Below are 25821 nucleotides of genomic sequence, written 5' to 3'. Positions count from 1 at the left end.
TAACGCTGATTGGTAACAACCCTATTTCTCACCCATTAATCTTTAGTCTACATTTATAGTGTTGATAACTGTTTAGTGTATTCATACGTGTTACGTTTAATAAGTGCGGTCACATTAATCTCATTACTTGCTGTGTTTTCGTCTGAAAACAATCGGTGGCAGATTAATGCGGGTGAAAGTCTTTCTCTTACGACACAAGATACTCATGCAGTTGGTAATGACCTTACGGGCGCAGATCCAGAGGATGTCGATGCGCTAGTATTTGATACCGACATCCTCGCTTTATTATGCGTTATTTACGCCTTTGAATACTGGGTTGATGTAACGCTTGCCCGTCACTTCGTAAAACAAACTATTCGCGGGCCTCCGCTCACTTCTTAAATCTCACGTACCGAGGTGCTAACAGCACTCAATTAGTTAAATTTAAGAGGAATGAAAAATGTCATTATTTACTTTATCAAAATGCGATACTGTGGATGGTTTTTGTTGGCCTGAAGACCACAGCTATTTAACGTTACGTTCACCTGCTCGCTTGTTGCTGACTGACTTTACAGTCCAGCGTCCACTAGTTATTGATGCCAACACGAAGGCGGTTGAAGCTGCGTATTTAATGAAAAAGGCGCATGTCAAAATGCGCTTTGTTGTAGATAATCAACTCAAGTTTGTTGGTGTGGTCACTAGCACAGACTTAAGCCAGCAAAATATTATGCAAAGAGTCGCTGATGGTTTTGATCGACACGATTTACGTGTATCAGACTTTATGAAAAAACGCTCTGAATTAGTCGGTATTGCATTAAGTGAGTTGAATCACTCGTCGGTCAATCGATTGCTTACTAGTTTCAAACGCTACGAAGAGCCCTATATACTCGTGACCAGCGATGAAAATACTAAGTTGAGTGGTATTATTACTTTGCACGATATCGCTAAGCACTTTAGATTGCCTGAGGGTTACGCTGAACCTAGCAGTTTTAATGATTGGTTAGGGTTGTTAAATAGTGATATCGCGCAACCAGAGCGAATAAAAAATTCTGCATGACCATAAGCGGGCGATTTCGCCCGCGTTTTTATAAGTCGATCGTTTCAACGTTATTGGGATAGGTTAAACCCCATTGTTGTCGCAACGTGTCCATCACATGCATAACACGCAATGTACTCTCCTTGGGGACAGAGGAACATTCTGTCAGCCCCTGCTCTATACAAGCTTTGAACTCGCTAATTTCGGCAGTGAAATTTTGCTGGTCAACATACGGCTGTGAAATTGTCTGCGCGTGCTTTCCAATATGAATGTGATAACTCTTCGCGGCTAAAAAGTCAGGAACTTCAATAATACCTTTGCTACCGGTAATAGTTGCATGTGTAGGCGTGTGATTAACGTAGCTCGATGACAAAACAGCATGTTGGTTTGGCGCATACTCCGCAACAATATAATTACTTGCATCAACGCCAGTATCGGAAAACCGTACCTGACTACTTATCTTATTGGGTTTTCTTGCATAAATTAAATCGGCGAAATGCAGAGTATAGATCCCGAGGTCAAGTAGCGCGCCACCGGCAGTATTCGGATCCTGCAATCGATGTGACGACGCCAATTGCCCATTAAATGAAAAGTTAGCATGGATGGCATTAACTTCCCCTATAACGCCCTCTTCTATATGTGCTTTTAACGCATGAATGGCGGGTAAAAAGCGCATCCAGACTGCTTCCACCAAGAGCACGTTGTATTGTTTTGCGATAGCGTAGAGGCTTTCCGCTTGCTTGGCATTTACCGTTAAAGGTTTTTCACAGAGCACCGATTTACCCGCTTTTAAACACTGTGCGACCACCGCATAATGCGTGTTATGAGTGGTCGCTACGTATATAGCTTGCACCATCGGATCTTGAATTAACGTTGCATAATTACCGTAGGCTTGGGATATTTCATACTGCTTGGCGAAGGATTCTGCCCGCTCTTTATCACGTGCAGCACAAGCGACAACGCGAGAATCTGACACTGCTGCATTGCTCGTCATAAACATCTTAGCGATGTGGCCACAACCAATGATCCCCCAGTTTAAACTGTTTCTTAGCATGACTTACTCTTGAAAAAGGGCACATACTGCACCCGCTGGATCTTTAATAATGGCGAACGAACTGTCCCCGTAACTGCGTACGGGGGACAATAATTCACCACCAAGTTCGGTAACACTTTCTAATGCAGTACCAATATCAGCGATGACAAAATAGGGTATCCAGTGTGATGGCATGTCTGCATTACTGCCTTTTTTATGGCAAATACCCGCGATACTTTCATTTGCGGCTTTCATCATATAATCATCATATTCGCCCATTGACAGCGCGTCTGCTTGCCAACCAACAACCCGCGAATAAAAATCTTTAATCGCCGTAGCATCATCAACGGTTAGGTCCAACCATCCCATACGGCCGAGTGTTTTTTTAGTCATACTGAATTGCTTCCTATATGTTCGATACTGGAATTAATCTTTCATCATCGATACTAGTCAGCTGCACCCGCGGCATAAAGGTACTGGCGCTGGCTTCTTCTATATCGATATGATAACGATCAGGGATTTGTCCCTGTAAGAACGCTCCCGGCGCAATAATCGGGTAGATTTGATCGTAGCGTTTAACCGTTTCTTGATTTACCCGTCGGTAAATATGGGTCCGATTTAATTCACTTGGATGCGTATGGCCTGTGGAAGACAACATGTCAGCAACAACGTGCATGGTCTTTTGATGAAACGAAAACACCCTTTCAGCTTTATCCTTAACTACTAAACCTTTCGCTAACTTCGGATCTTGCGTCGCTACCCCGGTTGGGCATTCATTAGTGTTACACGATAAAGACTGCACACAGCCAAGCGCTAGCATCATTCCTCGGGCACTGTTGCAAAGGTCCGCGCCTAACGCTAAATGCTTGATCAGATGAAACCCCGTAATGATCTTGCCTGAGGCAATTACTCGAATGTCTTCCCGCAACCCATAGCCAGTTAATATATCGTCGACAAAAGCTAACGCTTCTTTTAACGGTGTACCAATTGAATTGGAGTATTCTAAAGGCGCTGCTCCTGTGCCCCCTTCTCCGCCATCAACCGTTATAAAATCGGGCTTTATTCCGGTATCGAGCATGGCTTTACAGATTGCGACAAATTCACTGCGACGCCCTACAGCCAATTTAAAACCCACCGGTTTACCGCCAGACAATTCTCGTAACTTGGCGATAAATTCAAGCATCTCTACAGGGGTTTTAAACTCACTGTGGCGGGCTGGACTGTCAACTTGAGTATAAGGTTCTACACCACGAATGTTAGCTATTTCAGGGGTATTCTTGTGCGCAGGCAAGATCCCTCCGTGACCGGGTTTAGCGCCTTGTGATAACTTAATTTCAATCATTTTCACTTGTGGCTTATTCGCATTCTCAGCAAATTGTTCGGGATCGAAAGCACCATCGGCTGCACGACAACCAAAATAACCCGTACCAATTTGCCAAACGATATCACCACCATGTTCCAAGTGATAAGGGCTTAGGCCTCCCTCCCCCGTATTATGCGAAAAACCGCCAGTTGCGGCCCCTTTATTCAAGGCTCGGATAGCATTTTGGCTAAGTGAGCCGAAACTCATTGCCGAGATGTTTAATATACTGGCGGTGTAGGGTTGTTTGCAGTCCTTACCTCCAATCTTTACCCGTGGAGAACAGTCCAACTTTTCAACATCTCGAGCTGAAAGTGAATGCCCGATCCATTCATAACCATCTCGGTACGTGTCGATTTGCGTACCGAAGGGAATGGTCTCACGGCTGCGTTTGGCTCGTTGGTACACAATATTACGAAACATCCGCTCAATGGGTGCCCCGCCGGTATCTGGCTCGATTACATACTGCTGGATGAAAGGACGCATTTTTTCAATTAACCAGCGGAAACGACCAATTAACGGATAATTGCGTAAAATAGAGTGCTTGTGTTGGAAGCGATCATAAAGTGCGATAGCGAGTAATGTAGCCAGAATAACGGTAGCCCAATAAAAAGGGCCCAACCACACGCTAACTATCAAACTAAGCCCCAACAGGGTTAGCAAAATCAATATACTCTGTCGTTCCATCAATCTCTCAGTCTTTTTCGATTTTTTCTATATAGCTTAAAGGTATAGCATCTATTCTCTAGGCTGAGTAGAGTATTGCTGAATTCGTATTGGGATGTTGTAAACGTGAAGCGAAATGTTTTATCTGCCGTAGTGATTGGTAGTGGATTCGGTGGGCAAATAGCTGCTATTCATTTGCTCCGAAATAAGATTACAGACTTTATTATCCTTGAACGACGCAGTTTCACTGGTGGTACATGGAAACAAAACACCTATCCAGGTGCAGCTGTTGATGTGCAGTCAATGCTGTATAGTTTATCTTTCGAGCCCTATGACTGGTCCCGTATGTTTGCTGAGCAAGAAGAACTTGCTGCATATACAGATTATATCTACACCCGCTATCAATTGCAGGATAAAACCCGCTGTTCAAGCAATGTGTCGCAACTTCGCTGGCTCTCTGATCAGTGTGTTTGGGAAGTTACGATTAATGATAACGAGATCTTACATGCGCAATTTGTAATCAATGCATCAGGTCCATTAAGCATGCCTGTAATCCCTCAGCTTAAGGGGCAAGATACATTTTTGGGTCCGGCGTTCCATACCAATGAATGGCAGCACGCCGTTGATTTAAAAAGTAAAAAAGTGGCGATTATAGGTAGTGGTGCTAGTGCTGCTCAAGTCATTCCGGCCATCGTTGATGAAGTTGATTGCTTGTATGTATTTCAACGCACTCCCCATTGGGTTCTTCCGCGCTGGGATTTGATATTCTCGGCATGGCAAAGAAAACTGCTCAAAGTCCGATGGATTTATAAACTGTTACGAACCGTTATTTATTGGCTATTAGAAATCCGGATTTTAGGTTTTAAATACTCTCGAAAAATGCTCGACATTATTGGTAAGCGCCCAGCGTTGAAGCACCTTAGTAAACAAGTGACAGATCCGACATTGCGCGCAAAGTTAACCCCTGATTTCACTATTGGGTGTAAGCGTGTAATTGTATCAAGTACCTATTATCCAGCACTTACGCATCCAAACACACACGTTTTTGATAAGCATAATGGGATCAAAGAAATCACGGCCAATGCTATCAAGACGCTGCAAGGTGAAGAGCTTGAGACTGATGTGATCATTTATGCTACCGGCTTCGATGCGACTGATGGTTTGGTGCCCTATCCCGTTATTGGCGAAGGCGGTAAACTGTTGCAAGAGTTTTGGCACGAATATCCACGTGCTTACCTCGGCACAACCGTGCCCGATTGCCCCAATCTTTTTATAGTCACAGGCCCTAATACTGGTATTGGACACACATCTGCACTTTTCATTATTGAAGCACAAATGAATTATATTTTCAGTGCTATTGAATATGTAAAGCGCCGCGGAGGGCGGAGTATCGCGGTCATCCCTGAGGCCGAAGCGACTTATACTGAAATGATCCATAAAGAAATGGCAAATACGGTTTGGCAAACCGGTGGTTGTCACTCATGGTATAAGAGCATGAGTGGTAAAGTGACAGCGATGTTTCCGGGATTTAGTTTTACTTACCGAAAATTATGTAAACGATTTAGACCTGAGCATCATAAAGTGACCAATTAAGAGTAACGCGTAACCACTCTCACTGACGTTTAAGAATGGGAATGATCAATTAAATCATATGCTTATTTTATTTTTGCTATTTTTACTGCTGACTTTTGTTTATTGGTACACATATCCCCGTTTGGGACAGCTTTTATATCAATGGTCTAATCGTGTTGAAGCTAGACTCTACGGTTTTAAACGTCGTTTAATCGAAGTCGACAATATCACTCATCATGTTTGGGCGTCCGCAGATAGTGCAAAACCCATGTTACTATTAATTCATGGATTCAGTGCTGATCATGCTGTTTGGCTGCGGTTTGCAAAATATTTTACGCATGATTTTTTTGTTGTTATCCCTGATTTAGCCGGTCATGGTGAGACTGGATACTCAATTGAGCAGGATTACAGTATTGATGCACAAGCACAACGAGTGTGTGCGCTGATGAAGCTGCTAAACCATACACAAGCGCACTTGGTGGGAAATTCTATGGGTGGCATGATTGGTGCGCATATAGCGAGTTATTATCCGCAGCACGCGCTCTCGTTAACCGTTATAGATCCTGCCGGAATGGTAACAGCAAAACCAAGTCCCATGGCAGGTATGTTGGCATTGGGCCAGAACCCGTTTTTAATGGACAGTCGGGCGGATTTTCAGCGCTTTTACACAATGGTGATGGCTCGCCCACCCTATTTCCCTCGTGTAGTGCGAGACGCCATTGCCGACAATTACATTACCCGTAAACCTGAGCTGGCCAAGATTTACGCAGACTTTAACCGTGATAATTCACGACTTGCTGCCGCATTACCTAACATAAACTGTCCTAGTCTGATTATTTGGGGTGCTAAGGATGAGCTCATTGATGTCAGTGGCGTTGAACCATGGCAACAAGCACTGAGTTGTAACTGTCATGTGTGGTATGACTTAGGGCATATGCCTATGTTAGAAGCACCTCAGCGAACAGCTTATGCTGTACAGCATCATTTAAACAGGATATAAACTACTGCAATTTCAGTACTAATGGCCGATACCAAGACATCGGGTAAGATTTATTAACGAGTGATCCGGGTGAAGGACGACAAGGTCGATTTGGTTAAACGCTTAATCCGCGCGAATAACTATCGTCAATACGACAAAACACTAGAACAATGCCACGAACTCGGGATCAATATCAATCGAGTCGCGTTGGCACGATTTGCAGACAAGTTAGAACTCATCGATCGCGCAGAAAGAAATAAAGTGAAGCGTGAGCAGGAAGCGCGCACTACTCCCTCTGCTGAGCCCCAATCTGGATCGTCGACGCCACTCGCCACGCGCGATATGACTTATGAACAAGTTAAGCAACGAGAAGCTGAGATAACCTTTGAATTAGGCGCATTGCGTATCAAGGAAAACGCACTACTTATGGAACTGAATGCACTATCTGAAAGGTTAAAAGACAAGCATTAAACAAGCGTTGTCTATTGCAACGATTTCCTTTTTTTACCACAATCTATTTGCCATTTCTTTACTGCCAATTATCAACAAAGGAGCCTCCTGCCCATGGAGTACATCTTGCTACTGTTTGCGTTTATCTGCGGATTGGGCGTCAAACAATTAGGGATACCACCACTAGTGGGTTACTTGGCTGCCGGCTTTATCCTCCATGCTTTGGGATTTCAGAGTAACGCGACGATTGATCAAATTGCTGCGCTTGGCATCACCATAATGTTGTTTACGATTGGCCTTAAACTCAATATGCAGGATCTGGCTAAACGGGAGGTTTGGCTTGGCAGTGTCCTGCATACAGGTCTCTGGATGGCATTGGCTGGTGTAATCATTACTTTATTGTCATATACCAGTTTGCAATATATCGCTGAAATCAAACTCCAAACGACAGCGTTAATCGTTTTTGCATTGAGCTTTTCGAGTACTGTCTGCGTCATGAAGGTGCTCGAAGAAAACGGCGAGAGTAAGACTCGCCATGGCAAAGTGGCGATGGGTATCCTTGTTATGCAGGATATTTTTGCTGTCGTATTCCTTGTGGTTGCAACGGGTAAATTACCAGATATTTGGGCTCTCACACTCGTTATGTTAGTTCCCTTTCGCGGCATCTTTGGCCGTGTTGTTAATGCTTCAGGACACGGTGAATTGCTACCACTGACCGGTTTGATTTTTGCGCTAGGCGGCTATCAATTATTCGAATTGGTAGGCGTTAAGGGGGATTTAGGGGCGCTGGTTTTGGGCTTGTTATTAGCCAGTCATGCCAAATCAGCAGAGATGGCAAAAGCCTTACTTAGCTTCAAAGATCTATTTTTGATCGGTTTTTTCATCAGTATTGGTTTAACCGCCCTGCCATCATTGGATATGTTTCTACTGGCATTGGGCATTGCGCTATTATTACCGCTTAAATACTTATTGTTTTATGGCCTCCTTACCGCTTTACGCTTACGTGCTAGAACCAGTTTTCTGACGGGCTTGGTCATGTCAAATTTTAGTGAATTTGGTCTAATCGTAGCTGCATTGTCGGTTTCACTGGGCCTAATGACTACCGAGTGGTTAGTGATCATCGCGTTAGCGGTCTCGCTCTCTTTTGTGATCACCAGTATCGTCTATCGCTCGGCGCATAGCATTTATGGTCAGTATAATGCCGTGTTAAAGCGCTGGGAGAAGTCACGCCGTTTGCCAGAAGACTTATACCCGGTTATGGATAATGGTAGGTTTTTAATCGTCGGTATGGGGCGTGTAGGAATGGGTGCCTTCTCTTCTTTGTCAAAACTGGTGGGTGATGAGGTCTGGGGTATGGATGCTGACCGCAGCAAAATCCGTAAACTGCAAAAACAGGGACTACAAGTGATTAATGGCGATGGTGAAGATGCAGACCTTTGGGAATGCTTGGATATCAGTAACGTGCAATTGGTTATGTTGGCCCTTCCTTCTATCGAAGATGCCATTAATATTGCCCAACAACTCAAAAGCGTTAACTTTAGCGGAAAAATTGCCGCAATAGCACGTTACGAAGACGAGGTTCCATTGTTGCAACAGAGTGGCGTTGATAAAGTATTTAACTTTTTCAAAGAAGCTGGCCTTGGTTTTGCTGAGGAGAGTCTCGAGTTTGTTGATGCGAAACAGCCATAAAAAATAGCCGTTACAAATAAGAATAGAAGCCTAATTGATAATCGTTATCAATTTGTATCCTTATGTTTTTTAAAGAAAAATGTGAATTTATATCCATTTGAGTCTATACTGTTTGAAATATTCAACCGAGTGGAGACTCTATGCGCGGGGATAGCAAAGTTATTGCGGTTCTAAACGAAGTTTTAACCAGTGAATTAACGTCCATCAATCAATACTTTCTGCATGCACGCATGTACAAAAACTGGGGGCTAAAACGCCTCAACGACGCTGCTTATAAAAAATCCATTAAAGATATGAAACAGGCCGACGAGTTAATCGAACGCATTTTGTTTTTAGAAGGCCTGCCGAATTTACAAAAGCTTGGAAAATTATATATCGGCGAAGAAACGACAGAAATGATGCAATGCGATATGGATTTTGAACTGGAACAAATTCCCGTACTGAAACGTGCGATCGCTCTGTGTGAAGAGAAGCAAGATTATGTAAGTCGCGATATTCTAGAAGAGATACTCGAATATGAAGAAGAGTACGTTGATTGGTTAGAAACTCAGCAATATCAGATAGGTTCACTTGGACTTGAAAACTACCTACAAACTCAAGTGATGGAGGAAGAATAAAATGCAAGGTAAATCTAATGTTATTGCAGGTCTGAATGCCCTACTCGGTTATGAGTTAGCCGCGATGGATCAGTATTTTATTCACTCTCAAATGTATTTAGATTGGGGCCTGAATAAATTATATGAGCGGATCAATCACGAATTTGATGACGAACGCAGCCATGCAACTAAGCTAATAGAGCGGATCCTGTTTCTAGAAGGAACACCCGACATGCAAACGCGGGTTGGTTTTAAAGTTGGTAAAGATGTGCCTGAAATGCTCGAAAGTGATCTACGTGTTGAATATGAGGTGGCAGAAAAGCTTCGTGAGGTGATCGCTTTAGCAGAAAATGAAGAAGACTATGTCACCCGAGATGTTCTATTGACCTTGTTAGATGATACCGAAATGGATCATGCGTATTGGTTAGAACAACAGTTAGGCCTAATTAAACGATTGGGATTACCTAATTATTTGCAGTCGCAAATTTAAGTTTATTGCCTTGTGGAAAACTGGAGCTTAAAAGGCTCCAGACTTCCTTCCACTTCGAGAAACAGTATCCAGTGCATCTCTGCTTGGTTACAGCTGCCTAAAAAAAACACACCAGCAAAAGAGTCTGCTTCGCTTTCATTCGCGATTACTGGCGTTTTACCCATATACATATTGCTGCCTTCGATCCAGGCCCGAGTGACGCTAAATGGTTCATCGGACACTAGGCGAAAAATGATTTCCTCCTCCACTTCGGGCAAGGTAATAAAGGTAAATTCGAATTTTTGTTCGTTATGCGTCCACTGACAAACATTATTCTGAATGATGCAACTTGCAGTAGATGCTATATTTACTTCACTAATGTTCGAGGTTCCTTCACTTGGATCGATGACATTCTTTACAAATATAAATGTCAAAATCAAAAAAGTGATGAAAACCCAAATAGCTGTATGTTTTTGCAGCGACATATAACGATTTTTTAACCTGTTCTTAACGTTTAGCTTGCGTTTATTGACCGAGATCAACGGAAATGTGCTTATGGTATCTTTATGTATTTAAAAGCATTATTATCGCAAGGTCAAAAACCACTTGGTGGCTATAAATAAAGCAAAAACTGCCAAGGACACAGTGAAAACACTTTTTTAAATTGCAGTGGAAGATCCGTCAAATGAGTGAAATCAGCCAAGCACAGCCAGATTACAACTATAAAGTAGTCCGGCAATTTACCGTGATGACAATCATCTGGGGTATCATTGGGATGTCTGTTGGAGTTTTAATCGCGGCGCAATTATTTGCCCCCGCATTGAACTTTGACCTCCCGTGGTTAACCTACTCTCGATTGCGTCCGCTTCACACTAACGCCGTTATTTTCGCCTTCGGTGGGTGTGCTTTGTTCGCCACTTCTTACTATATCGTGCAACGCACGTGTCAGGTAAGACTATTTAGTGACAAGCTCGCAGCCTTCACTTTTTGGGGGTGGCAAGCGGTTATTCTAAGTGCTGTTGTTACCTTGCCGTTAGGTATCACAAGTAGTAAAGAATACGCAGAATTAGAATGGCCAATTGATATATTAATTGCTCTAGTATGGGTTGCCTACATTATCAATTTCTTTGGAACATTGGTGATCAGACGGACTTCACATATTTATGTTGCCAACTGGTTTTTAGGCGCATTTATGTTGACGGTAGCGGTTCTGCATATCGGAAATAGTATGGCGATCCCGCTATCCTTTACCAAGTCTTATTCTCTCTACGCTGGTGCCGTTGATGCCATGATGCAATGGTGGTATGGGCACAACGCGGTTGGGTTCTTCCTTACGGCTGGCTTCTTGGGCATGATGTATTACTTCGTACCGAAGCAAGCAGGCCGTCCAGTCTATAGTTACCGCCTATCAGTGGTTCACTTCTGGGCATTAATTTCGCTCTATATTTGGGCCGGTCCTCACCACTTGCATTACACCGCTTTACCTGATTGGACTCAATCATTGGGTATGGTGATGTCATTGATTCTTTTCGTTCCGTCTTGGGGCGGGATGATTAACGGTATCATGACGCTTTCTGGCGCGTGGCATAAATTGCGTACTGACCCAGTACTGCGCTTCTTGATTGTATCATTGTCATTCTACGGTATGTCGACCTTTGAAGGCCCAATGATGAGTATCAAAACGGTCAATGCATTGTCGCACTACACTGACTGGACAGTCGGTCACGTTCACTCTGGCGCGTTAGGCTGGGTTGCCATGGTGTCTATTGGTTCGATTTATCACTTGATCCCGGTTCTGTTTGGTCAGCGTGGCATGTACTCCACCAAGTTGGTTAACGTGCATTTCTGGTTAACCACTATTGGTGTTGTGTTGTACATCGTAGCAATGTGGATATCAGGGGTACTACAAGGCCTTATGTGGCGTGCAGTAAACGCAGACGGAACATTAACTTACAGTTTTGTTGAGTCACTCGAAGCTTCAAAACCGTTCTATGTTGTGCGTTTCTTGGGGGGGGTATTCATTGTCATAGGGATGCTCATTATGGCTTATAACGCTTACATGACTATTCGTGCCCCTAAAGAAAGCATTGGCCAAGAGCCTGCTAGTCAAGCAGCCTAAGGAGTAAGAAAATGGCTAATCCACATGAGATAATTGAAAAGAACGTAGGACTTTTGACCGTTCTTATATTAGTTGCAATCAGCTTTGGTGCGATGGTGCAAATTACTCCACTAATGTTTCAGCAACAGACCATGGAGCCAGTGACTGGTTTACGCCCGTACACTGCGCTCGAAATGGAAGGTCGCGACATCTACATCCGTGAAGGTTGTTATGGCTGCCATAGTCAGATGATCCGCCCTTTCCGTGCTGAGACAGAGCGCTACGGTCACTATTCCGTTGCAGGTGAATCGGTTTGGGAGCGCCCCTTCCTGTGGGGGTCAAAACGTACAGGGCCAGATCTTGCTCGGGTCGGTGGACGCTACAGCGACGAGTGGCACCGTGTGCACTTGATAAACCCGCGTGACGTTGTTCCTGAATCTAATATGCCTGGTTATCCTTGGTTGCAAGAAAATGTGTTGAGTGGTGACGAAACGGGTAAGAAATTGCAAATCTTCAAGAACTTAGGGGTTCCCTATACTGATGAAGATATTGCTGGCGCAAAAGCGGCTGTTCAGGGTAAGACTGAAATGGAAGCCCTTATTGCATACCTTCAATCGCTTGGCACACATTTGAAATAGTTATGGATCAAGGTGTAATCGGCAGCATATTTACTGTCATCGTATTCGTTTCCTTCATTGGCGTGGTCTTCTGGGCGTTTAGTAGTCGCAATAAGAAGAAATTCGACGAGGCCGCAAACCTAGTGTTTGCCGATGAAGAAAACCACAAGAACACAAAAAATAAGACACAGGAGTCTGAAAACTCATGAGCATGTTTTGGACAATTTGGATTTCGGTAATCACACTGGGTTTAATATTCGGTTGTTACCTGTTATTGCGTTGGTGCCTAGCTAACCACACTGGGGTGCCTGAAGGCGAGAGTATGGGGCACGAGTTTGATGGTATTGAAGAAATCAATAACCCACTACCCAAATGGTGGACCATTCTCTTTTATATCGTCATTGTATGGGGATTAGTTTACTTAGTGCTCTACCCTGGCCTTGGCAGTTATAAAGGTTTACTAGGCTGGACTAGCTCAAATCAAGGCGTATTAACCCTTGAGGAATCAAAGGCAAAGCAACAAGCAGCCATTGAAAATAATGCGCTTGTTCAATATGACCGCGAAATCAAATTTGCTAGCGAGCGTTTCGATCCAATCTTTGCGGAATACGCTAAGGTACCCGTTGAAGAGTTAGTGAAAAATGAAGAAGCGGTGAAAGTAGGCCAACGCCTATTCTTGCAAAACTGTGCACAATGCCATGGTTCAGATGCCCGTGGTCAAAATGGTGGCTTCCCTAACCTGACTGACAATGATTGGCTGTATGGTGGTAGCGGCGATAAAATCAAAGAAACTTTAATCAATGGTCGCCAAGGCGCGATGCCAGGCTGGTTGGCTCCATTTGGTGAGCAAGGTATTAAGGAAGTGGTTGCCTACACGCTAAGTTTAAGTGGCCGTGAAGTTGATCAGTCGCTGAAAGACGCAGGTAAGGTCCGGTTTGCTGCATGTGCTGCATGTCATGGCATGGACGGTAAAGGCAATCAGATGATTGGCGCACCTAATCTAACTGATAATATTTGGTTGTATGGTGGTAGCGAACGCGCAGTCACAGAAACTTTAAATTACGGTCGTAATGGTATGATGCCTTCGTTTGCTAAAACGTTGGGCGAAGATAAGATCCACGTTGTTGCAACGTACGTTTATAGCTTATCGAATTAGTCCGTAATTAGTGTCATCATAGCCCCGTTTACGCGGGGCTTTTTTATATAGGATCTTAATTAGTAATGAGCGAAGCAACAGTCACCCCATGGTACAAACAGTTTTGGCCATGGTTTTTGATAGCCGTACCACTTTCCTCTTTTATCGTCGGCTTTTTCGTCCTTCATTTAGCCACTAACACAACCGACAGTCTGGTAGTGGATGATTACTATAAAGAAGGTCGCGCTATCAACGCACGTTTGGATAAAATTCAAACCGCTAAAGACCTAAACATCGTAACAGAGTTAAGCTTTTCATCTGACGGTGCGATCGCGTTGCGCTTTATATCAGGCACACCACGTTCAAACGAGGCGCTCCAGTTATCGCTTTATCACGTAACCTTAAAAGATCGAGATATCAATATTTTGTTGGCCGCAGACGCCAAGGGGGTTTACCGTGGTCATACTGAGCAAGCATTGGATGGGAAATGGCGGGTAACGCTATTGCCATTAGATGAAGCATGGAAACTCCAACAAGTTCTTGCTTTACCTCAATCTAAACCAATACGGTTCGCCCCTTGAGTATAACATCTCCCCCCTGCTTTCATTGTGGGCTTCCCAATCTCGATGGAGCGAAATATACCGTTATTATCGCAGGCGAATCGCAGGCAATGTGTTGCCCTGGCTGTCAGGCCGTGGCGCAATCGATTGTTGATAATGGACTAGAAGATTATTACGCGATACGCACTGAACCAGCGGCTAAAGGTGATGAGTTCTATGCAGAAACACTCGACAAACTATCACTTTTTGACGCACCAGAAGTACAAGAAGAGTTTGTTCACGACAAGCGTGACGCAAAGCAAATACAGTTAACCGTTGAAGGTATTAATTGTGCTGCTTGTGGATGGTTAATCGAAAAACAAATGGCCAAAACGAAGGGCATTACCCAAATCTCGGTTAACGTTTCGACACGACGAGCACTAGTAGATTGGGACCCAAGTGCAATTTCACTGAGTACTATAATTGCCAATTTTCATAAAATTGGATACCGCGCATCACCGTTTCAACCCGATAAGCACGAGGCTTTGTTTCGCGCTGAACAGAAATCACTGTTAAAAAAAGTTGGACTGGCTGGGATCATGACTATGCAGGTGATGATGCTCATGACTGGTCTTTACTTTGATCTATTTGGCAACATCGATCACGAAACCCGACAGTACTTTTATTGGGTCAGTTTAGTTTTAACCACGCCGGTTGTGCTGTATTCCGGCAGTATATTCTATATAAGTGCCGCCAAGGCAGTCGCTATGCGCAGCGTAAATATGGATGTTCCCGTTACACTAGCAATTTTCGGTACTTACATTGCTGGTATCAAAGCCACGATTTTAGAAGTCGGTGACGTGTACTTTGAGTCGATCTGCATGTTTGTTTTCTTTCTTCTACTCAGTCGCTTTCTTGAGCATCGAGCCCGACATAAGGCTGCACTTATCTCTGCCAACATGCTGCAGTATATGCCGGTTTCTGCAACGGTTCTTACCGACGGTGAACAGCAATCGGTGTTAGCTAAGTTACTTGTTCCTGGGCAAATTGTATTAGTAAAACCCGGCGAAGTTATTCCCGTTGACGGCACCGTTATAGACGGCGAAAGTCAAGTTAATGAATCGATGCTTAACGGTGAGTTTGAACCTGCTCACAAAGTAAAAGGGACACATGTTTATGGCGGAACAGTGAATCAAAGTGGCAGTCTTAGCATTCGCGTAACCAGCAAACTAAAAGATGCTTTAGTTAACCAAATTGTTCTTATGCAAGAAGCTGCATTGGCCACGAAACCGCGCATTGCGCATATTGCCGATCGTTTCTCGCGCTATTTTGTAAGCGCAGTACTGATCATATCAGCGCTTACGTTTGGCTTCTGGACATGGATGGGCAGCGACAATGCGTTCTGGATTACGATTGCTGTGTTGGTGGCGACCTGTCCCTGTGCTTTAGGATTGGCAACACCCTCCGCACTAACTTGCGCAATGGCGCGTTTAAACAAAGCCGGAGTAGTACTTAAACGCGCTGATGCACTAGAACAAATAAATACATTGGATACCATTATTTTAGATAAAACCGGCACCCTCACTGAAGGTAAGTTTTCTTTGCATAAGCATTGGATAGCACCCGCTTATGCTGGTCCTGATCCGCTAATAATTGCGGCTTCATTAGAAGCTCGTTCTGAACATCCAATTGCCCAAGCTTTTGCCGACGTAGCAACGCTGCCGGCTAGTGATATCTCAATTACGATTGGTCAAGGGATCATAGGTACGATCAACGGTTACAATTATCGGATAGGCAGCAAAGCCTTTGTCACTGATAATTTGCCAACTCAAAATGACGTTCATTCGATCACTGATAGCGAGAAAGCGAATGTCTGGTTAGCATCTGATGATGGTCTGATTGCAATTTTTTGGCTAAACGATACGTTAAAGGACAATGTTGACGCTACATTAAAACGTATTCCATTTGGCAAAGTATTACTCAGTGGTGATACGCAGGCGAATGTTAAATTAGTCGCAAACAAGCTTGATATCACCGATTTTTTTGCTCAACAGTCACCACAACAAAAGCTTACATTCGTTGAAAACTATCAAGCACAAGGACATTCAGTGATGATGGTTGGCGACGGAGTTAATGATGCACCAGTGCTAGCAAAAGCGGATATTTCCGTTGCGGTTGGGAATGCCTCTGATCTCGCGAAAAGTTCTGCTGACGTGGTACTGCTTAATGAAAGTATTACCGTTATTCCAGCGCTGATTGATGTCGCCAAACAAACGCAAGTAACCATTAAACAAAACATGGCGTGGTCATTGGGATATAATTTTTTGATTTTGCCGTTTGCGGTATCAGGAGTGTTAGCTCCCTGGATGGCGGCCTTGGGTATGTCCTTGAGTTCAATAATCGTAGTAGTAAACTCTACGCGCTTACTTCGGTATAAAGCAGGTTAAGATGAGTATCATTTATGTCCTAATCCCTATCGCAATTATCATTGTTGCGATTGCCATTGCGGTATTTTTTTGGGCGGTAAAAAGTAATCAGTTCGATGATCTCGATCGGCAAGGCTATAGCATTTTGTTTGATGATGATTTACCCCCTGAAGAAAAATCATTGGCTAAAGCCCGCCAACAGGAATTAGACAATCGTCGTGACTGAAATAAGTTTGCTTGCTGCATGGCTTATTGGCATTGCAGGCGGTGTGCATTGTGTAGGTATGTGCGGTGGTATAACGGTTGCCCTACAGTCAGCAGTTCCGGCTCAAGGTAAACCGTGGATTTACGCTAGTGCTTACCACCTCGGCCGCATTACAAGTTATGCCCTAGCAGGTTTTTGCGCCGGCCTGCTAGGGACCATCGTCAGCCATTCAAGTTTCTTCAATGGAGTCTCAGTACTGACAATATTAAGTGGCATTATGTTGTTATTACTGGGGGGCCATATAGCGAATTGGTTTAGCGTACTGCACTACTTCGAACGTCAAGGCGGTAAGCTTTGGCGGCGAATACAGCCCGTCGCTAAGTCATTAATTCCATTCAAGCACCCTCTACACGCATTCCTGTATGGTGGTGTTTGGGGTTGGTTACCGTGTGGGTTGGTGTATTCGACGCTAAGTTGGAGTATGGCTGCTGGTGATCCTGTGACAGGTTCGTTAGTTATGTTGTTCTTTGGATTAGGTACATTGCCTCTTATGCTGGCCGTGAGCCTTGGAGGGGCGCGGTTAACACAGTTAGCGCGAAGTCAACAAGCTCGAACATTCATTGCAATCACACTAATAGGCTATGGGTTGTACTTGATTTTTCAGGGTGTAACGCTTATAACGTGAGAGTAATTTCAGCAATGCAAAGGTGCATTCATGCACAATAAACTCGGTCGTGGAGACCTTTCTATACACTGCCAAACCTGCAGCTTTAGTCATTTGTGTTTACCAGTGTCGCTAAATGAAGAAGAAATGGGTTCGCTCGATGAAATTATCGAACGTAAAAAACCCCTTCACAAAAACGATAAGTTGATCCAAGCAGGCGATAAATTTCAATCCCTTTACGCGGTTCGTTCGGGTTCCTTTAAATCGTTTATTAGTGATGCAGACGGTGAAGAACAAGTCATTGGCTTCCACTTTCCGGGCGATATTATAGGTTTTGATGCATTGCGTGATAGTCGCCATTCGAGTTACTGCCAAGCATTAGAAACTGCCATGGTGTGCGAGCTTCCCTACGAAACATTAGACGAAATGTCTGCTAAGTTTCCTAAGCTCCGCAAGCAGATCATGAGTTTTATGAGTGCTGAGATTAAACACGATCATGATCAAATGATGTTATTGAATAAACGCACGGCGGAAGAACGCTTGATGCACTTCATTGCGCATTTATCGAAACGCTTTGAAGAGCGAGGGTTTTCACCTAAGCAATTTAATCTCACGATGACGCGCAACGAAATCGGAAATTATTTGGGCCTAACTGTAGAAACTATCAGTCGCTTGTTAACTCGATTTCAAAAAGATGGGATCATCGCTGTTGACGGTAAATTGATTACAATTTTGGATTTTGACAGGATGGCAGAAAAGCTCCATACAACCGAAATTCCGACCTGTACAATCGAAAATTAACGCCTGAATATGGTTCCTTTGATCTAACTCAACAGGGGACACTAGCGTATTCTCATTGACCCGTTACACTTGGACTAAAGTAACCATGGGAATACGCAATGCAACACTATCAACATTTATTCGTCGTTATCGATCCTGATCTCGAAAAGCAAATCGCACTCGCGAGAGCCGTTGAACTTGCTGCCAAAACTGGCGCTGAAATAACCGTATTTCTTTGCATTTATGACCTGTCTTACGAATTGACAACAATGTTGTCATTGGATGAGCGTGATGCCATGCGCAAGGCTGTCTTGGCAGATCGCAATGAATGGCTGCAGTCGCTAATTGCGGAGTATGTTCCGAGTGATGTATCGGCGCACGCTAAGGTGGTATGGGACAAATCGCTCTATGAGTCAGCTATCCGCACCGTTTTAGCGGTTGATGCGGATTTATTAATTAAAGCTGCTTCCAGCCATGATGACTTTGCCTCTTTGATATTCACGCCTACAGATTGGCACCTTTTGCGTAAGTGCCCTACGCCAGTGCTTATGGTAAAGCAGCACGCATGGCCCGCCAACGGTAATATTTTGGCCAGTATAAATGTCGGTACTGAAGATGAAGTGCATGCAGAACTAAATCAACATGTGGTTGAATGTGCAAAAGCCTGCGCCGACACATTAGATGCAACACTGCACCTTGTAAATGCGTTTCCAGGTACGATTGTGAATTTGGCCATTGAGATGCCTGAATTCGATCCTCACGGCTATAACGAAAACGTAAAGCGCCATCATCAAAACGAGATGCATAAGTTCGCCACAGCGAACGCCGTGCCTTTAGTTCAATGTCATGTTATTCAGGGCCTACCAGAAGTTGCAGTCCCAAAACAAGCTAACTCTCTGGATGCTGAATTAGTCGTTATCGGCACCGTTGGGCGCGCGGGGTTATCTGCAGCCCTGATAGGAAATACCGCTGAACAAGTCATTGATCGTCTCAATTGTGATGTTTTGGCGATTAAGCCTGCGGGATTTCATAGCCCTGTTCATGGTTAAGTCAGGCACCGAAAATAAAGTGCTAAAAACTAGGGTTCGTGGTTTTTTACTGTATCTATAACGATTACAATAACGCTTTGTCGTAACCAATATAAGCTAGCCATGAGTTCAAGTGTCATCAGTAAAGCTGATAGTAAGCATCAGTACAATCTTAATAAGCTGCAGAAGCGCCTGCGCCGGAATGTTGGTAAGGCAATTGCTGATTTCAATATGATTGAGGATGGTGATCACGTAATGGTCTGCCTTTCAGGCGGCAAAGATAGCTATACCTTATTGGATATATTGCTTTTTTTACGTGGTATTGCGCCTATCGACTTTTCTGTTACCGCGATTAATCTTGATCAAAAGCAACCCGGCTTCCCAGAGCATGTTCTGCCAAATTATCTCAGCGAACTGGGCGTTAACTTTCAGATCGTTGAAGAAGATACATACAGTATCGTAACCGATAAAATCCCTGCAGGAAAAACGACGTGTTCATTGTGCTCTCGGTTAAGACGCGGCATTTTATATCGGACGGCAAAAGAGATTGGCGCAACCAAAATAGCATTGGGGCATCACCGTGATGATATGCTCGAAACCCTATTTCTCAACATGTTTCACGGTGGCAAGTTAAAAGCAATGCCGCCTAAATTAGTCAGTGACAATGGTGAACATATTGTTATTCGCCCACTGGCCTATTGCGCTGAGAAAGATATTCAACGTTATAGTGACGCGGTCAAATTCCCGATCATTCCGTGCAACCTTTGCGGCTCGCAGGAAAACCTGCAACGCAAAAATATAAAGCTTATGCTACAAGATTGGAATCGCCGCTTTCCTGGACGCATTGAGTCAATGTTTAGAGCCATGCAAAATGTTGTACCGTCGCATTTAGCCGATGGTCAACTGTTTGATTTCAAGAGCGTATCGACAACAAACGAACCTGTCATCGATGGAGATACTGGTTTCGATCAACCCAACTACATTGATACGTCCACTGATGACAACGCGCAACCGCAAATAATTTCATTAAGTTAGAAAGGACGTTATCTATGAAAATTGGCCTAGCTCTTGGCGCTGGCGCGGCTCGCGGATGGACCCACATAGGGATTATCAAAGCGTTAGAAAAAATGGGTATCAATATTGATATCGTCGCCGGTTGCTCAATCGGCGCATACGTAGGCGCGGCCTATGCAAGTGGTAAATTACTGGAACTTGAAGAATGGGCCGACTCACTGACTGAATGGCAGGTCTTTGCGTTATTAGGCGTTGGCATCCGTCGCGGCGGAATTGCATCGGGCCAGAAAGTATTTGATAAACTCGCCGATGATTTATGCGCCGAATCTTTTGAGTTGATGAAGAAGCCTTTTGCTGCAGTTGCTACCGATCTATACAGTGGTCGAGAGGTGGTTTTTAACTCAGGAGAAATTGGTGATAGCATCCGCGCGTCGTGTGCCATCCCTGGATTATTTGCCCCCGTTGAACATGGCGAGCGATATTTAGTTGATGGCGCGGTAGTGAATCCGGTACCCGTTAATTTATGCCGCCAGTTGGGTGCCGATTTCGTAATTGCAGCTAATCTTAGTGCCGATTTCCGCCCTCAGGTTTTAGAGCAAAACAGTATTGAACATGAGAAGATTCAACGTAAAACTGATGAATTTCTAAATTCCAAACCGTCTTTACTGCGTCAATGGTTTTCTCCTGGCCCCAAAGAAGAGAAAAAATCCATGCCGGGGATCATGGGCGTCATGAGTAGCTCGTTAGAAATATTGCAGGCACGCGTGACACGTTCCCGCCTTGCCGGCGACCCACCCGATATACTTATTGAACCGCAATTGCGCGATGTGGGGTTGCTAGAGTTTCACCGAGCTTCTGAGTTGGCTAAACGCGGCGAAGAGAGCGTACAGCGCCTGGCACAGCAAATTCGTTATCAGTTGAACATGAATAACTGATTATTAGCGATGGGTACGGGCAGTAATTCTTACCGGTTTGATTGGTAACGCCAGGGCTTCACGTTCAGCTAACCAACTGCCTGGTATCTGCAACATACCATTGACGATCGCAGGGGCGTCCTTTAATTGACGATCCAGTTCTTGGTCGGCGAAATGAAAGGTTAGGCCATCCACTTGGGGCATCATAAACGAAAGAAAACTCCCCATTTCATTAAAAAAGGCAGCGTACTGGTCGTAGATAAATTGTAGATCCTCGTTGCTGTAGTAGTATTTCAAGTATTCGGGCTTTGTTTCTAATTGTACTGACATATCGCACTGATTAGCTTTGTCAGAAGTCTCAATTTCTAACTTAGCCCCGGCCATATTCAGTGCTCTTTCTGAGGGCACCGTAAAGCGGTTTTCCGACGTAATGGATAAGGGAATGGTTTGCTTTTGCGTGACAATCGCAGCCGAGGATAAGTTACACAACCTACCCTCGGTTACATGCTGAAACCCGAACGCAAATTGCAGTGCCTGGGTGTCTTCACCGCTAAGCTTTTTAACGTGGCTATAAAAGCCCTTATAATCGACTTCTATTGTCTCAGCAATTGCCGACTGACAAATCAGTGCAGTGCTAATTAGTAGGCTCAGTCCTGTATACTTCATAAGGATAAGTATTCCCTATTCACTCTAATCATTTGTTGTAACTCTTCAATGTAATCTTCGCCGCGCTCTGAGTACTGCATTAGCCCTTCACTTAATGCTTCGCCCGTTAGCGGGCGTTGATTTTGCCGCAGACGATAACGAATATCGCGCAGTGCCTTATAGGCATCATGCCGATTCAAATTACGCATGTAGGTATATGTCGCATGGGCAATGTTGCGAAACTTGGCTACTTCGTGAATTGCTCCGTCATTGCGTTGCCGGGGAACAAAGCCACAGTTTGGTCTAAAACACCACAAACCAAAGAAATTATATCCTTGGCGCGCAAACCTGGAAGTGCCCCATGCACTCTCATTCGCGGCTTGCACCAAAACAAGGTCAGCGGGTATCACATCAACCCGGCGCAGCAATAGGGACAGTTGCTCAGCTATGCTCAGTTTGCTGTCGATTTTATATTCTTTTGCTAACCAGTGCAGACGGGAAATATCGGCCGGCGATAGCTGCCCACTTTGCGCAAATTCGTCAGACATGGCTTTAATTTTTAAACGTAAACCGATGATATATTCGTTTTGACGTTCTACTTCGGGTAGTAAATACGCGAAAAATGCAGACTTTTTATCACTTATTTGATCATATTGAGAAAAATCGGGCATTGGCACAGCGCTTTCTCGCGGCGTAACTGGGGGCTCTGGTACTAACGGCTCCGGCTTTTTAATCAATGGATAAAGAAATGCAAACCCAACTACCCCAGCGACAAATAACCACCATAGCAATTGTTTTATATTCATAGGAGCCTCAGGAGCTATGCATTAAATGTTGTTGTAGAAGAAATTGACGCCTCTTCTTGTTCATCACCAAATAAGGCATCGTAAAGTATCCCCTTCGCGTTAAAATACAGCGGAAAAACCCAGACAAGTGCAATACCAAACGTAAACGCCGCAAATACAAATAACGCGATAGAAATAACAAAAAAAATCGTCATTTGAATAATATATTTACTGGCAACGCGTACTGACAGGATGATCGCACTGATCGCGGTTAAACTTTTATCGGCGATCAAAGGCAACGTAAAGGTCGTTACGATACCAAGATATATGCCGGGTAATACGAACAACACCATACCTATTTGTACCAAAATTGATGCTATTAGCGATCCTAACGCTAATACGATTGTTATGGATAGCCAATTAAAAAGATCACTGGTCTCTACTCGCTTGTGCCGGGCTGCACTGATACCCATCATCATCAAACCCGCCATCAAAGGCGAAATAATTAACACTAAAACAATATCGACAATGGCCGATTGGGTTTGGGACATTGCCATAAAGTTTTCCAATGGCACATCTAACAACCCAAGCAATAGAAAAACAGCCCCGAATATAATACTCACGACAATTAATCCAGCGAGTGCAAAGGTACTGAAATTAGTTTTTGTTAGCTCATTCGCTTGTTTAAAAATAGCCAAAGCGTCGATTGATAATTCGCCTGCGAGTGCTCTTTGAACACGAGGAGTAAGGTTACTTTTTTGCGGTTTTTCCGATTGCATCAATAAATCTATTAGCTATAGCTGTTATGCCCGATAGAATATCATATTGGTTGGAACAGCAATAAATTAGATGCCAAGATAATCAATAAAATTCCCATTGCGCGATCTAACCAATAGCCCTTATTGCCGATAAAAGCCAACACTCGGCTGGTTCCTAACAAGTAAGAGAGCAGTACAAACCAGGCTCCCGTTGCGATACTGAGATAAATTCCATAACCAAGTTTGACGCTCATTGGGGTTTGTGAACTGATAACGACAGTGAATAATGACATAAAAAATAAAGTCGCCTTGGGGTTAAGGCCGTTGGTCAAAAAACCTTGCCAAAACGCACCTAGCCAGCTAATCGTATTACTATGCGCATTACCGGATAGTCCATCGACAACTGGCTTAGCAGGTTGCGCCTTCGCGCGGATCGCTCCCCACGCTAACCAGAGCAAATACGCGGCTGCCGCATAACTAAAAACCTGATAAAGCCAGGGCGTTGTTTTGATCAACAGACTTAGCCCTAAAAGAGAATAAGCAACATGAATTAATATACCAAGGCCTATACCGACACTAGTCGCATAAGCCGCTGTACGGCCATAACGGACGCTATTTTTTACTACAATGGCAAAGTCTGGCCCAGGACTAGCTACTGCAATCAAATGCACAGAAGCAATAGTGATAAATTCTAGCCAATAAGATTGTAAGAGATTACTCAAGATGACTTACTCATGAATACTTCATCAAAAAATTGCGGAACTATGATTGAGGCTGGGCCATGAATTTGACTATCAAACCAATGATTATTTTGACCAGCTTCCAAGTTTAATTCAACCGTCTTTGCACCTGCGTATTTAGCCATTTCGACAAATCCTGCTGCTGGATAAACATGGCCGGAAGTGCCGATACTAATAAACCAATCAGCCTGACTGATAGCCTTTTCAATTTGTGGCATATGCATGGGGATCTCACCAAACCAGACAATATCAGGGCGTAAAGAAGCAGGTGGATTACAACAATTACATCGTGAGTCTGCAGTGATATCTTGATCAATAAAAAACTGCTTACCGCTGGCACAACATCGCGCAGACCTTAGTTCACCATGCATATGAAGCACACGTTGTGACCCCGCTCGTTCGTGCAAGTTATCCACGTTTTGGGTGATCAGTGTAAAGCTCTCTCCGAGTTTTTGTTCCAAGTGCGCAAGCGCCAGATGTGCTGCATTGGGTTTAATTGAAGGATCGGCTAACTGTTGTCTTCGTTGATTATAGAAGCGGTACACCAAGTCTGGGTCACGTATAAATGCCTCAGGTGTTGCTACATCTTCTAAGCGATGATATTCCCAAAGCCCATCATTGTCTCTGAAGGTACGCAGTCCAGACTCAGCGGAAATTCCTGCACCGGTCAGGACCACAACGTTTTCTGTCATATTGATCCCGTCTCATAAGGCAAATCGTTACGTCCTCCCCACTCTGTCCAGGAGCCATCATAAACTGATAATCGTTTAAAACCTACGGCTGTAGCTGCAAACGCTAGACAACACGCCGTGACACCAGAGCCACAACTGAAAATAATGGAGCGCTCGGATCGCAGGCCAGCTTGACTAAACCTCTCGTGCAATCGAGCATTATCCAGTAAGACTCCCTGTTGCTGAGTTTCTGTAAAAGGAATATTTATCGAACCTGGGATGTGCCCTTGCCGAAGGCCTTGGCGTGGCTCAGTTGCTTGACCAGTGAATCGTTCATGACTGCGCGCATCGACAATATCAGCGTTTTTCAAAAGCATGGCCTGTTGCACATCGTTACAGTTTGACCACATCGCACGCTGGACATCACCAGTAAAGCTACCTGAACATTCTGTACTGGCTGGGTAATCTAATGTTTTCAGACCTGCGTGTTGCCAAGCCGGCAGGCCACCGTTTAGTACACTGATCCTGTCGTGTCCCATGGATTTAAACATCCACCATACTCTTGGTGCCGCATATAACCCGTGAGAATCGTACACAACAATATGCGCATCAGAATTAATCCCCAATTGTCGCGCTTGTTGCACAAAGACCTCAGCCGGTGGCATTGTATGCGGCAAATCCGAGCTTAGGTCGTTAAACTCACTTTCAAAATCAAAAAGTTTTGCACCTGGGATGTATTTTCCACTACTTGGCTCGACTTCACCCGTTAGAATATTCGCAAGGCGAGTATATAAAATAACGACTTCAGGGTTGTTTAACTGCGAGTGTAACCAATCAACGGACACGAGTAATGGCGGAATATTTTGCAGCATCAGATTTAATTGTTTGCTTTCGTTCGGTCATTATTCATTAACCAATTATAAAAACCAATGTTTATCAAAAATGAATGTAAAAAAGGCGTCCATTGGACGCC

The 25821-nt window shown here is 44.1% G+C and carries 30 protein-coding genes; 20 read left to right on the top strand and 10 right to left on the bottom strand.

The genetic code is table 11. The features are described from left to right. Window positions 1–87 precede the first annotated feature (87 nt). Entirely contained in the window at window positions 88–381 is a 294-nt protein-coding gene (locus tag AC121Z_RS08415) for a hypothetical protein (RefSeq protein WP_498128061.1), read from the top strand. A gap of 58 nt (window positions 382–439) precedes the next feature. Next, complete coding sequence (locus AC121Z_RS08410) at window positions 440–1036, top strand: CBS domain-containing protein (RefSeq protein ID WP_498128060.1); 597 nt, start codon at window positions 440–442, stop codon at window positions 1034–1036. Between the two features lie 28 nt (window positions 1037–1064). Here AC121Z_RS08410 and AC121Z_RS08405 read toward each other — a convergent pair whose 3' ends face one another. From AC121Z_RS08405 to AC121Z_RS08395, 3 genes are read right to left on the bottom strand one after another with little or no spacing between them, the layout of a single operon-like run. Further along, entirely contained in the window at window positions 1065–2069 is a 1005-nt protein-coding gene (locus tag AC121Z_RS08405; RefSeq protein ID WP_498128059.1) for a Gfo/Idh/MocA family protein, read from the bottom strand. 3 nt (window positions 2070–2072) lie between these two features. Beyond that, window positions 2073–2441, bottom strand: a complete 369-nt coding sequence (locus AC121Z_RS08400) for a VOC family protein (RefSeq protein ID WP_498128058.1) — start codon at window positions 2439–2441, stop codon at window positions 2073–2075. Between the two features lie 13 nt (window positions 2442–2454). Continuing rightward, entirely contained in the window at window positions 2455–4095 is a 1641-nt protein-coding gene (locus tag AC121Z_RS08395; RefSeq protein ID WP_498128057.1) for an FMN-binding glutamate synthase family protein, read from the bottom strand. A 105-nt stretch (window positions 4096–4200) separates the two neighbouring features. On the opposite strand from AC121Z_RS08395, the gene AC121Z_RS08390 reads away from it, so the two are divergent. The 6 genes from AC121Z_RS08390 (at window position 4201) to bfr (AC121Z_RS08365) (ending at window position 9850) form a co-directional block, all read left to right on the top strand. Beyond that, window positions 4201–5667, top strand: a complete 1467-nt coding sequence (locus AC121Z_RS08390; protein WP_498128056.1) for a flavin-containing monooxygenase — start codon at window positions 4201–4203, stop codon at window positions 5665–5667. Window positions 5668–5725: 58 nt separating this feature from the next. Continuing rightward, window positions 5726–6646 (top strand): alpha/beta fold hydrolase, encoded by a 921-nt coding sequence (locus tag AC121Z_RS08385; RefSeq protein WP_498128055.1) that lies wholly within the window; start codon window positions 5726–5728, stop codon window positions 6644–6646. A 69-nt stretch (window positions 6647–6715) separates the two neighbouring features. After that, the gene (locus AC121Z_RS08380) at window positions 6716–7096 is read left to right on the top strand and encodes a hypothetical protein (protein WP_498128053.1); all 381 of its coding nucleotides are present in this window, start codon (window positions 6716–6718) and stop codon (window positions 7094–7096) included. A 93-nt stretch (window positions 7097–7189) separates the two neighbouring features. Then, window positions 7190–8764, top strand: a complete 1575-nt coding sequence (locus AC121Z_RS08375; RefSeq protein WP_498128052.1) for a cation:proton antiporter domain-containing protein — start codon at window positions 7190–7192, stop codon at window positions 8762–8764. A gap of 140 nt (window positions 8765–8904) precedes the next feature. Then, window positions 8905–9381 (top strand): bacterioferritin, encoded by a 477-nt coding sequence (gene bfr, locus AC121Z_RS08370; protein ID WP_498128050.1) that lies wholly within the window; start codon window positions 8905–8907, stop codon window positions 9379–9381. A 1-nt stretch (window position 9382) separates the two neighbouring features. After that, window positions 9383–9850: a bacterioferritin gene (gene bfr, locus AC121Z_RS08365; RefSeq protein WP_498128049.1), complete on the top strand. Its 468-nt coding sequence runs from the start codon at window positions 9383–9385 to the stop codon at window positions 9848–9850. Between the two features lie 2 nt (window positions 9851–9852). Here the strand turns inward: bfr (AC121Z_RS08365) and AC121Z_RS08360 are convergent, their stop codons facing one another. Beyond that, window positions 9853–10371, bottom strand: coding sequence for a hypothetical protein (locus AC121Z_RS08360; protein ID WP_498128047.1), 519 nt, complete (start codon window positions 10369–10371; stop codon window positions 9853–9855). Between the two features lie 143 nt (window positions 10372–10514). On the opposite strand from AC121Z_RS08360, the gene ccoN reads away from it, so the two are divergent. The 12 genes from ccoN to rssA all read left to right on the top strand — a co-directional run bounded on the left by ccoN (window position 10515) and on the right by rssA (window position 21270). Further along, on the top strand, window positions 10515–11948 hold the full coding sequence (ccoN, locus tag AC121Z_RS08355) for a cytochrome-c oxidase, cbb3-type subunit I (protein ID WP_498128045.1): 1434 nt from the start codon (window positions 10515–10517) through the stop codon (window positions 11946–11948). Window positions 11949–11959: 11 nt separating this feature from the next. Next, entirely contained in the window at window positions 11960–12565 is a 606-nt protein-coding gene (ccoO, locus tag AC121Z_RS08350; protein ID WP_498128043.1) for a cytochrome-c oxidase, cbb3-type subunit II, read from the top strand. Window positions 12566–12567: 2 nt separating this feature from the next. Next, window positions 12568–12753: a cbb3-type cytochrome oxidase subunit 3 gene (locus AC121Z_RS08345; protein WP_498128042.1), complete on the top strand. Its 186-nt coding sequence runs from the start codon at window positions 12568–12570 to the stop codon at window positions 12751–12753. After that, window positions 12750–13700: a cytochrome-c oxidase, cbb3-type subunit III gene (gene ccoP, locus AC121Z_RS08340; protein ID WP_498128041.1), complete on the top strand. Its 951-nt coding sequence runs from the start codon at window positions 12750–12752 to the stop codon at window positions 13698–13700. Before AC121Z_RS08345 ends, ccoP begins: the two co-directional genes overlap by 4 nt. 65 nt (window positions 13701–13765) lie before the next feature. After that, a complete protein-coding gene (locus AC121Z_RS08335) occupies window positions 13766–14260 on the top strand; it encodes a FixH family protein (RefSeq protein ID WP_498128040.1) in 495 nt (164 codons plus the stop codon). A gap of 2 nt (window positions 14261–14262) precedes the next feature. Continuing rightward, a complete protein-coding gene (locus AC121Z_RS08330; protein ID WP_498128190.1) occupies window positions 14263–16665 on the top strand; it encodes a heavy metal translocating P-type ATPase in 2403 nt (800 codons plus the stop codon). A 1-nt stretch (window position 16666) separates the two neighbouring features. Further along, complete coding sequence (gene ccoS, locus AC121Z_RS08325; RefSeq protein WP_498128038.1) at window positions 16667–16870, top strand: cbb3-type cytochrome oxidase assembly protein CcoS; 204 nt, start codon at window positions 16667–16669, stop codon at window positions 16868–16870. Further along, window positions 16863–17534, top strand: coding sequence for a sulfite exporter TauE/SafE family protein (locus AC121Z_RS08320; protein ID WP_498128036.1), 672 nt, complete (start codon window positions 16863–16865; stop codon window positions 17532–17534). The genes ccoS and AC121Z_RS08320 overlap by 8 nt, the downstream gene beginning before the upstream one ends. 30 nt (window positions 17535–17564) lie before the next feature. Then, window positions 17565–18314 (top strand): fumarate/nitrate reduction transcriptional regulator Fnr, encoded by a 750-nt coding sequence (fnr, locus tag AC121Z_RS08315; RefSeq protein ID WP_498128034.1) that lies wholly within the window; start codon window positions 17565–17567, stop codon window positions 18312–18314. A 98-nt stretch (window positions 18315–18412) separates the two neighbouring features. Continuing rightward, the gene (uspE, locus tag AC121Z_RS08310) at window positions 18413–19342 is read left to right on the top strand and encodes a universal stress protein UspE (protein WP_498128032.1); all 930 of its coding nucleotides are present in this window, start codon (window positions 18413–18415) and stop codon (window positions 19340–19342) included. A 102-nt stretch (window positions 19343–19444) separates the two neighbouring features. Then, window positions 19445–20356: a tRNA 2-thiocytidine(32) synthetase TtcA gene (gene ttcA / locus AC121Z_RS08305; RefSeq protein WP_498128030.1), complete on the top strand. Its 912-nt coding sequence runs from the start codon at window positions 19445–19447 to the stop codon at window positions 20354–20356. Window positions 20357–20370: 14 nt separating this feature from the next. Next, window positions 20371–21270, top strand: coding sequence for a patatin-like phospholipase RssA (gene rssA, locus AC121Z_RS08300; RefSeq protein ID WP_498128029.1), 900 nt, complete (start codon window positions 20371–20373; stop codon window positions 21268–21270). A gap of 3 nt (window positions 21271–21273) precedes the next feature. Here rssA and AC121Z_RS08295 read toward each other — a convergent pair whose 3' ends face one another. From AC121Z_RS08295 to AC121Z_RS08270, 6 genes are read right to left on the bottom strand one after another with little or no spacing between them, the layout of a single operon-like run. Beyond that, complete coding sequence (locus tag AC121Z_RS08295; protein WP_498128027.1) at window positions 21274–21915, bottom strand: DUF2987 domain-containing protein; 642 nt, start codon at window positions 21913–21915, stop codon at window positions 21274–21276. After that, a complete protein-coding gene (locus AC121Z_RS08290; protein ID WP_498128025.1) occupies window positions 21912–22700 on the bottom strand; it encodes a glucosaminidase domain-containing protein in 789 nt (262 codons plus the stop codon). The genes AC121Z_RS08295 and AC121Z_RS08290 overlap by 4 nt, the downstream gene beginning before the upstream one ends. Before the next feature lie 14 nt (window positions 22701–22714). Next, window positions 22715–23458: a DUF2189 domain-containing protein gene (locus AC121Z_RS08285; protein WP_498128024.1), complete on the bottom strand. Its 744-nt coding sequence runs from the start codon at window positions 23456–23458 to the stop codon at window positions 22715–22717. A gap of 41 nt (window positions 23459–23499) precedes the next feature. Beyond that, window positions 23500–24159 (bottom strand): LysE family translocator, encoded by a 660-nt coding sequence (locus AC121Z_RS08280; RefSeq protein WP_498128022.1) that lies wholly within the window; start codon window positions 24157–24159, stop codon window positions 23500–23502. After that, window positions 24156–24869 carry a Sir2 family NAD+-dependent deacetylase gene (cobB, locus tag AC121Z_RS08275; RefSeq protein WP_498128021.1) on the bottom strand — a complete coding sequence of 238 codons (714 nt, stop codon included), beginning with the start codon at window positions 24867–24869 and terminating at the stop codon, window positions 24156–24158. Before cobB ends, AC121Z_RS08280 begins: the two co-directional genes overlap by 4 nt. Further along, on the bottom strand, window positions 24866–25720 hold the full coding sequence (locus tag AC121Z_RS08270; protein WP_498128019.1) for a sulfurtransferase: 855 nt from the start codon (window positions 25718–25720) through the stop codon (window positions 24866–24868). Before AC121Z_RS08270 ends, cobB begins: the two co-directional genes overlap by 4 nt. Window positions 25721–25821 lie beyond the last annotated feature (101 nt).

The sequence above is a fragment of the Alteromonas sp. DYW1 genome (assembly GCF_059752595.1).
This window is presented reverse-complemented; position numbering and strand designations above follow the sequence as displayed.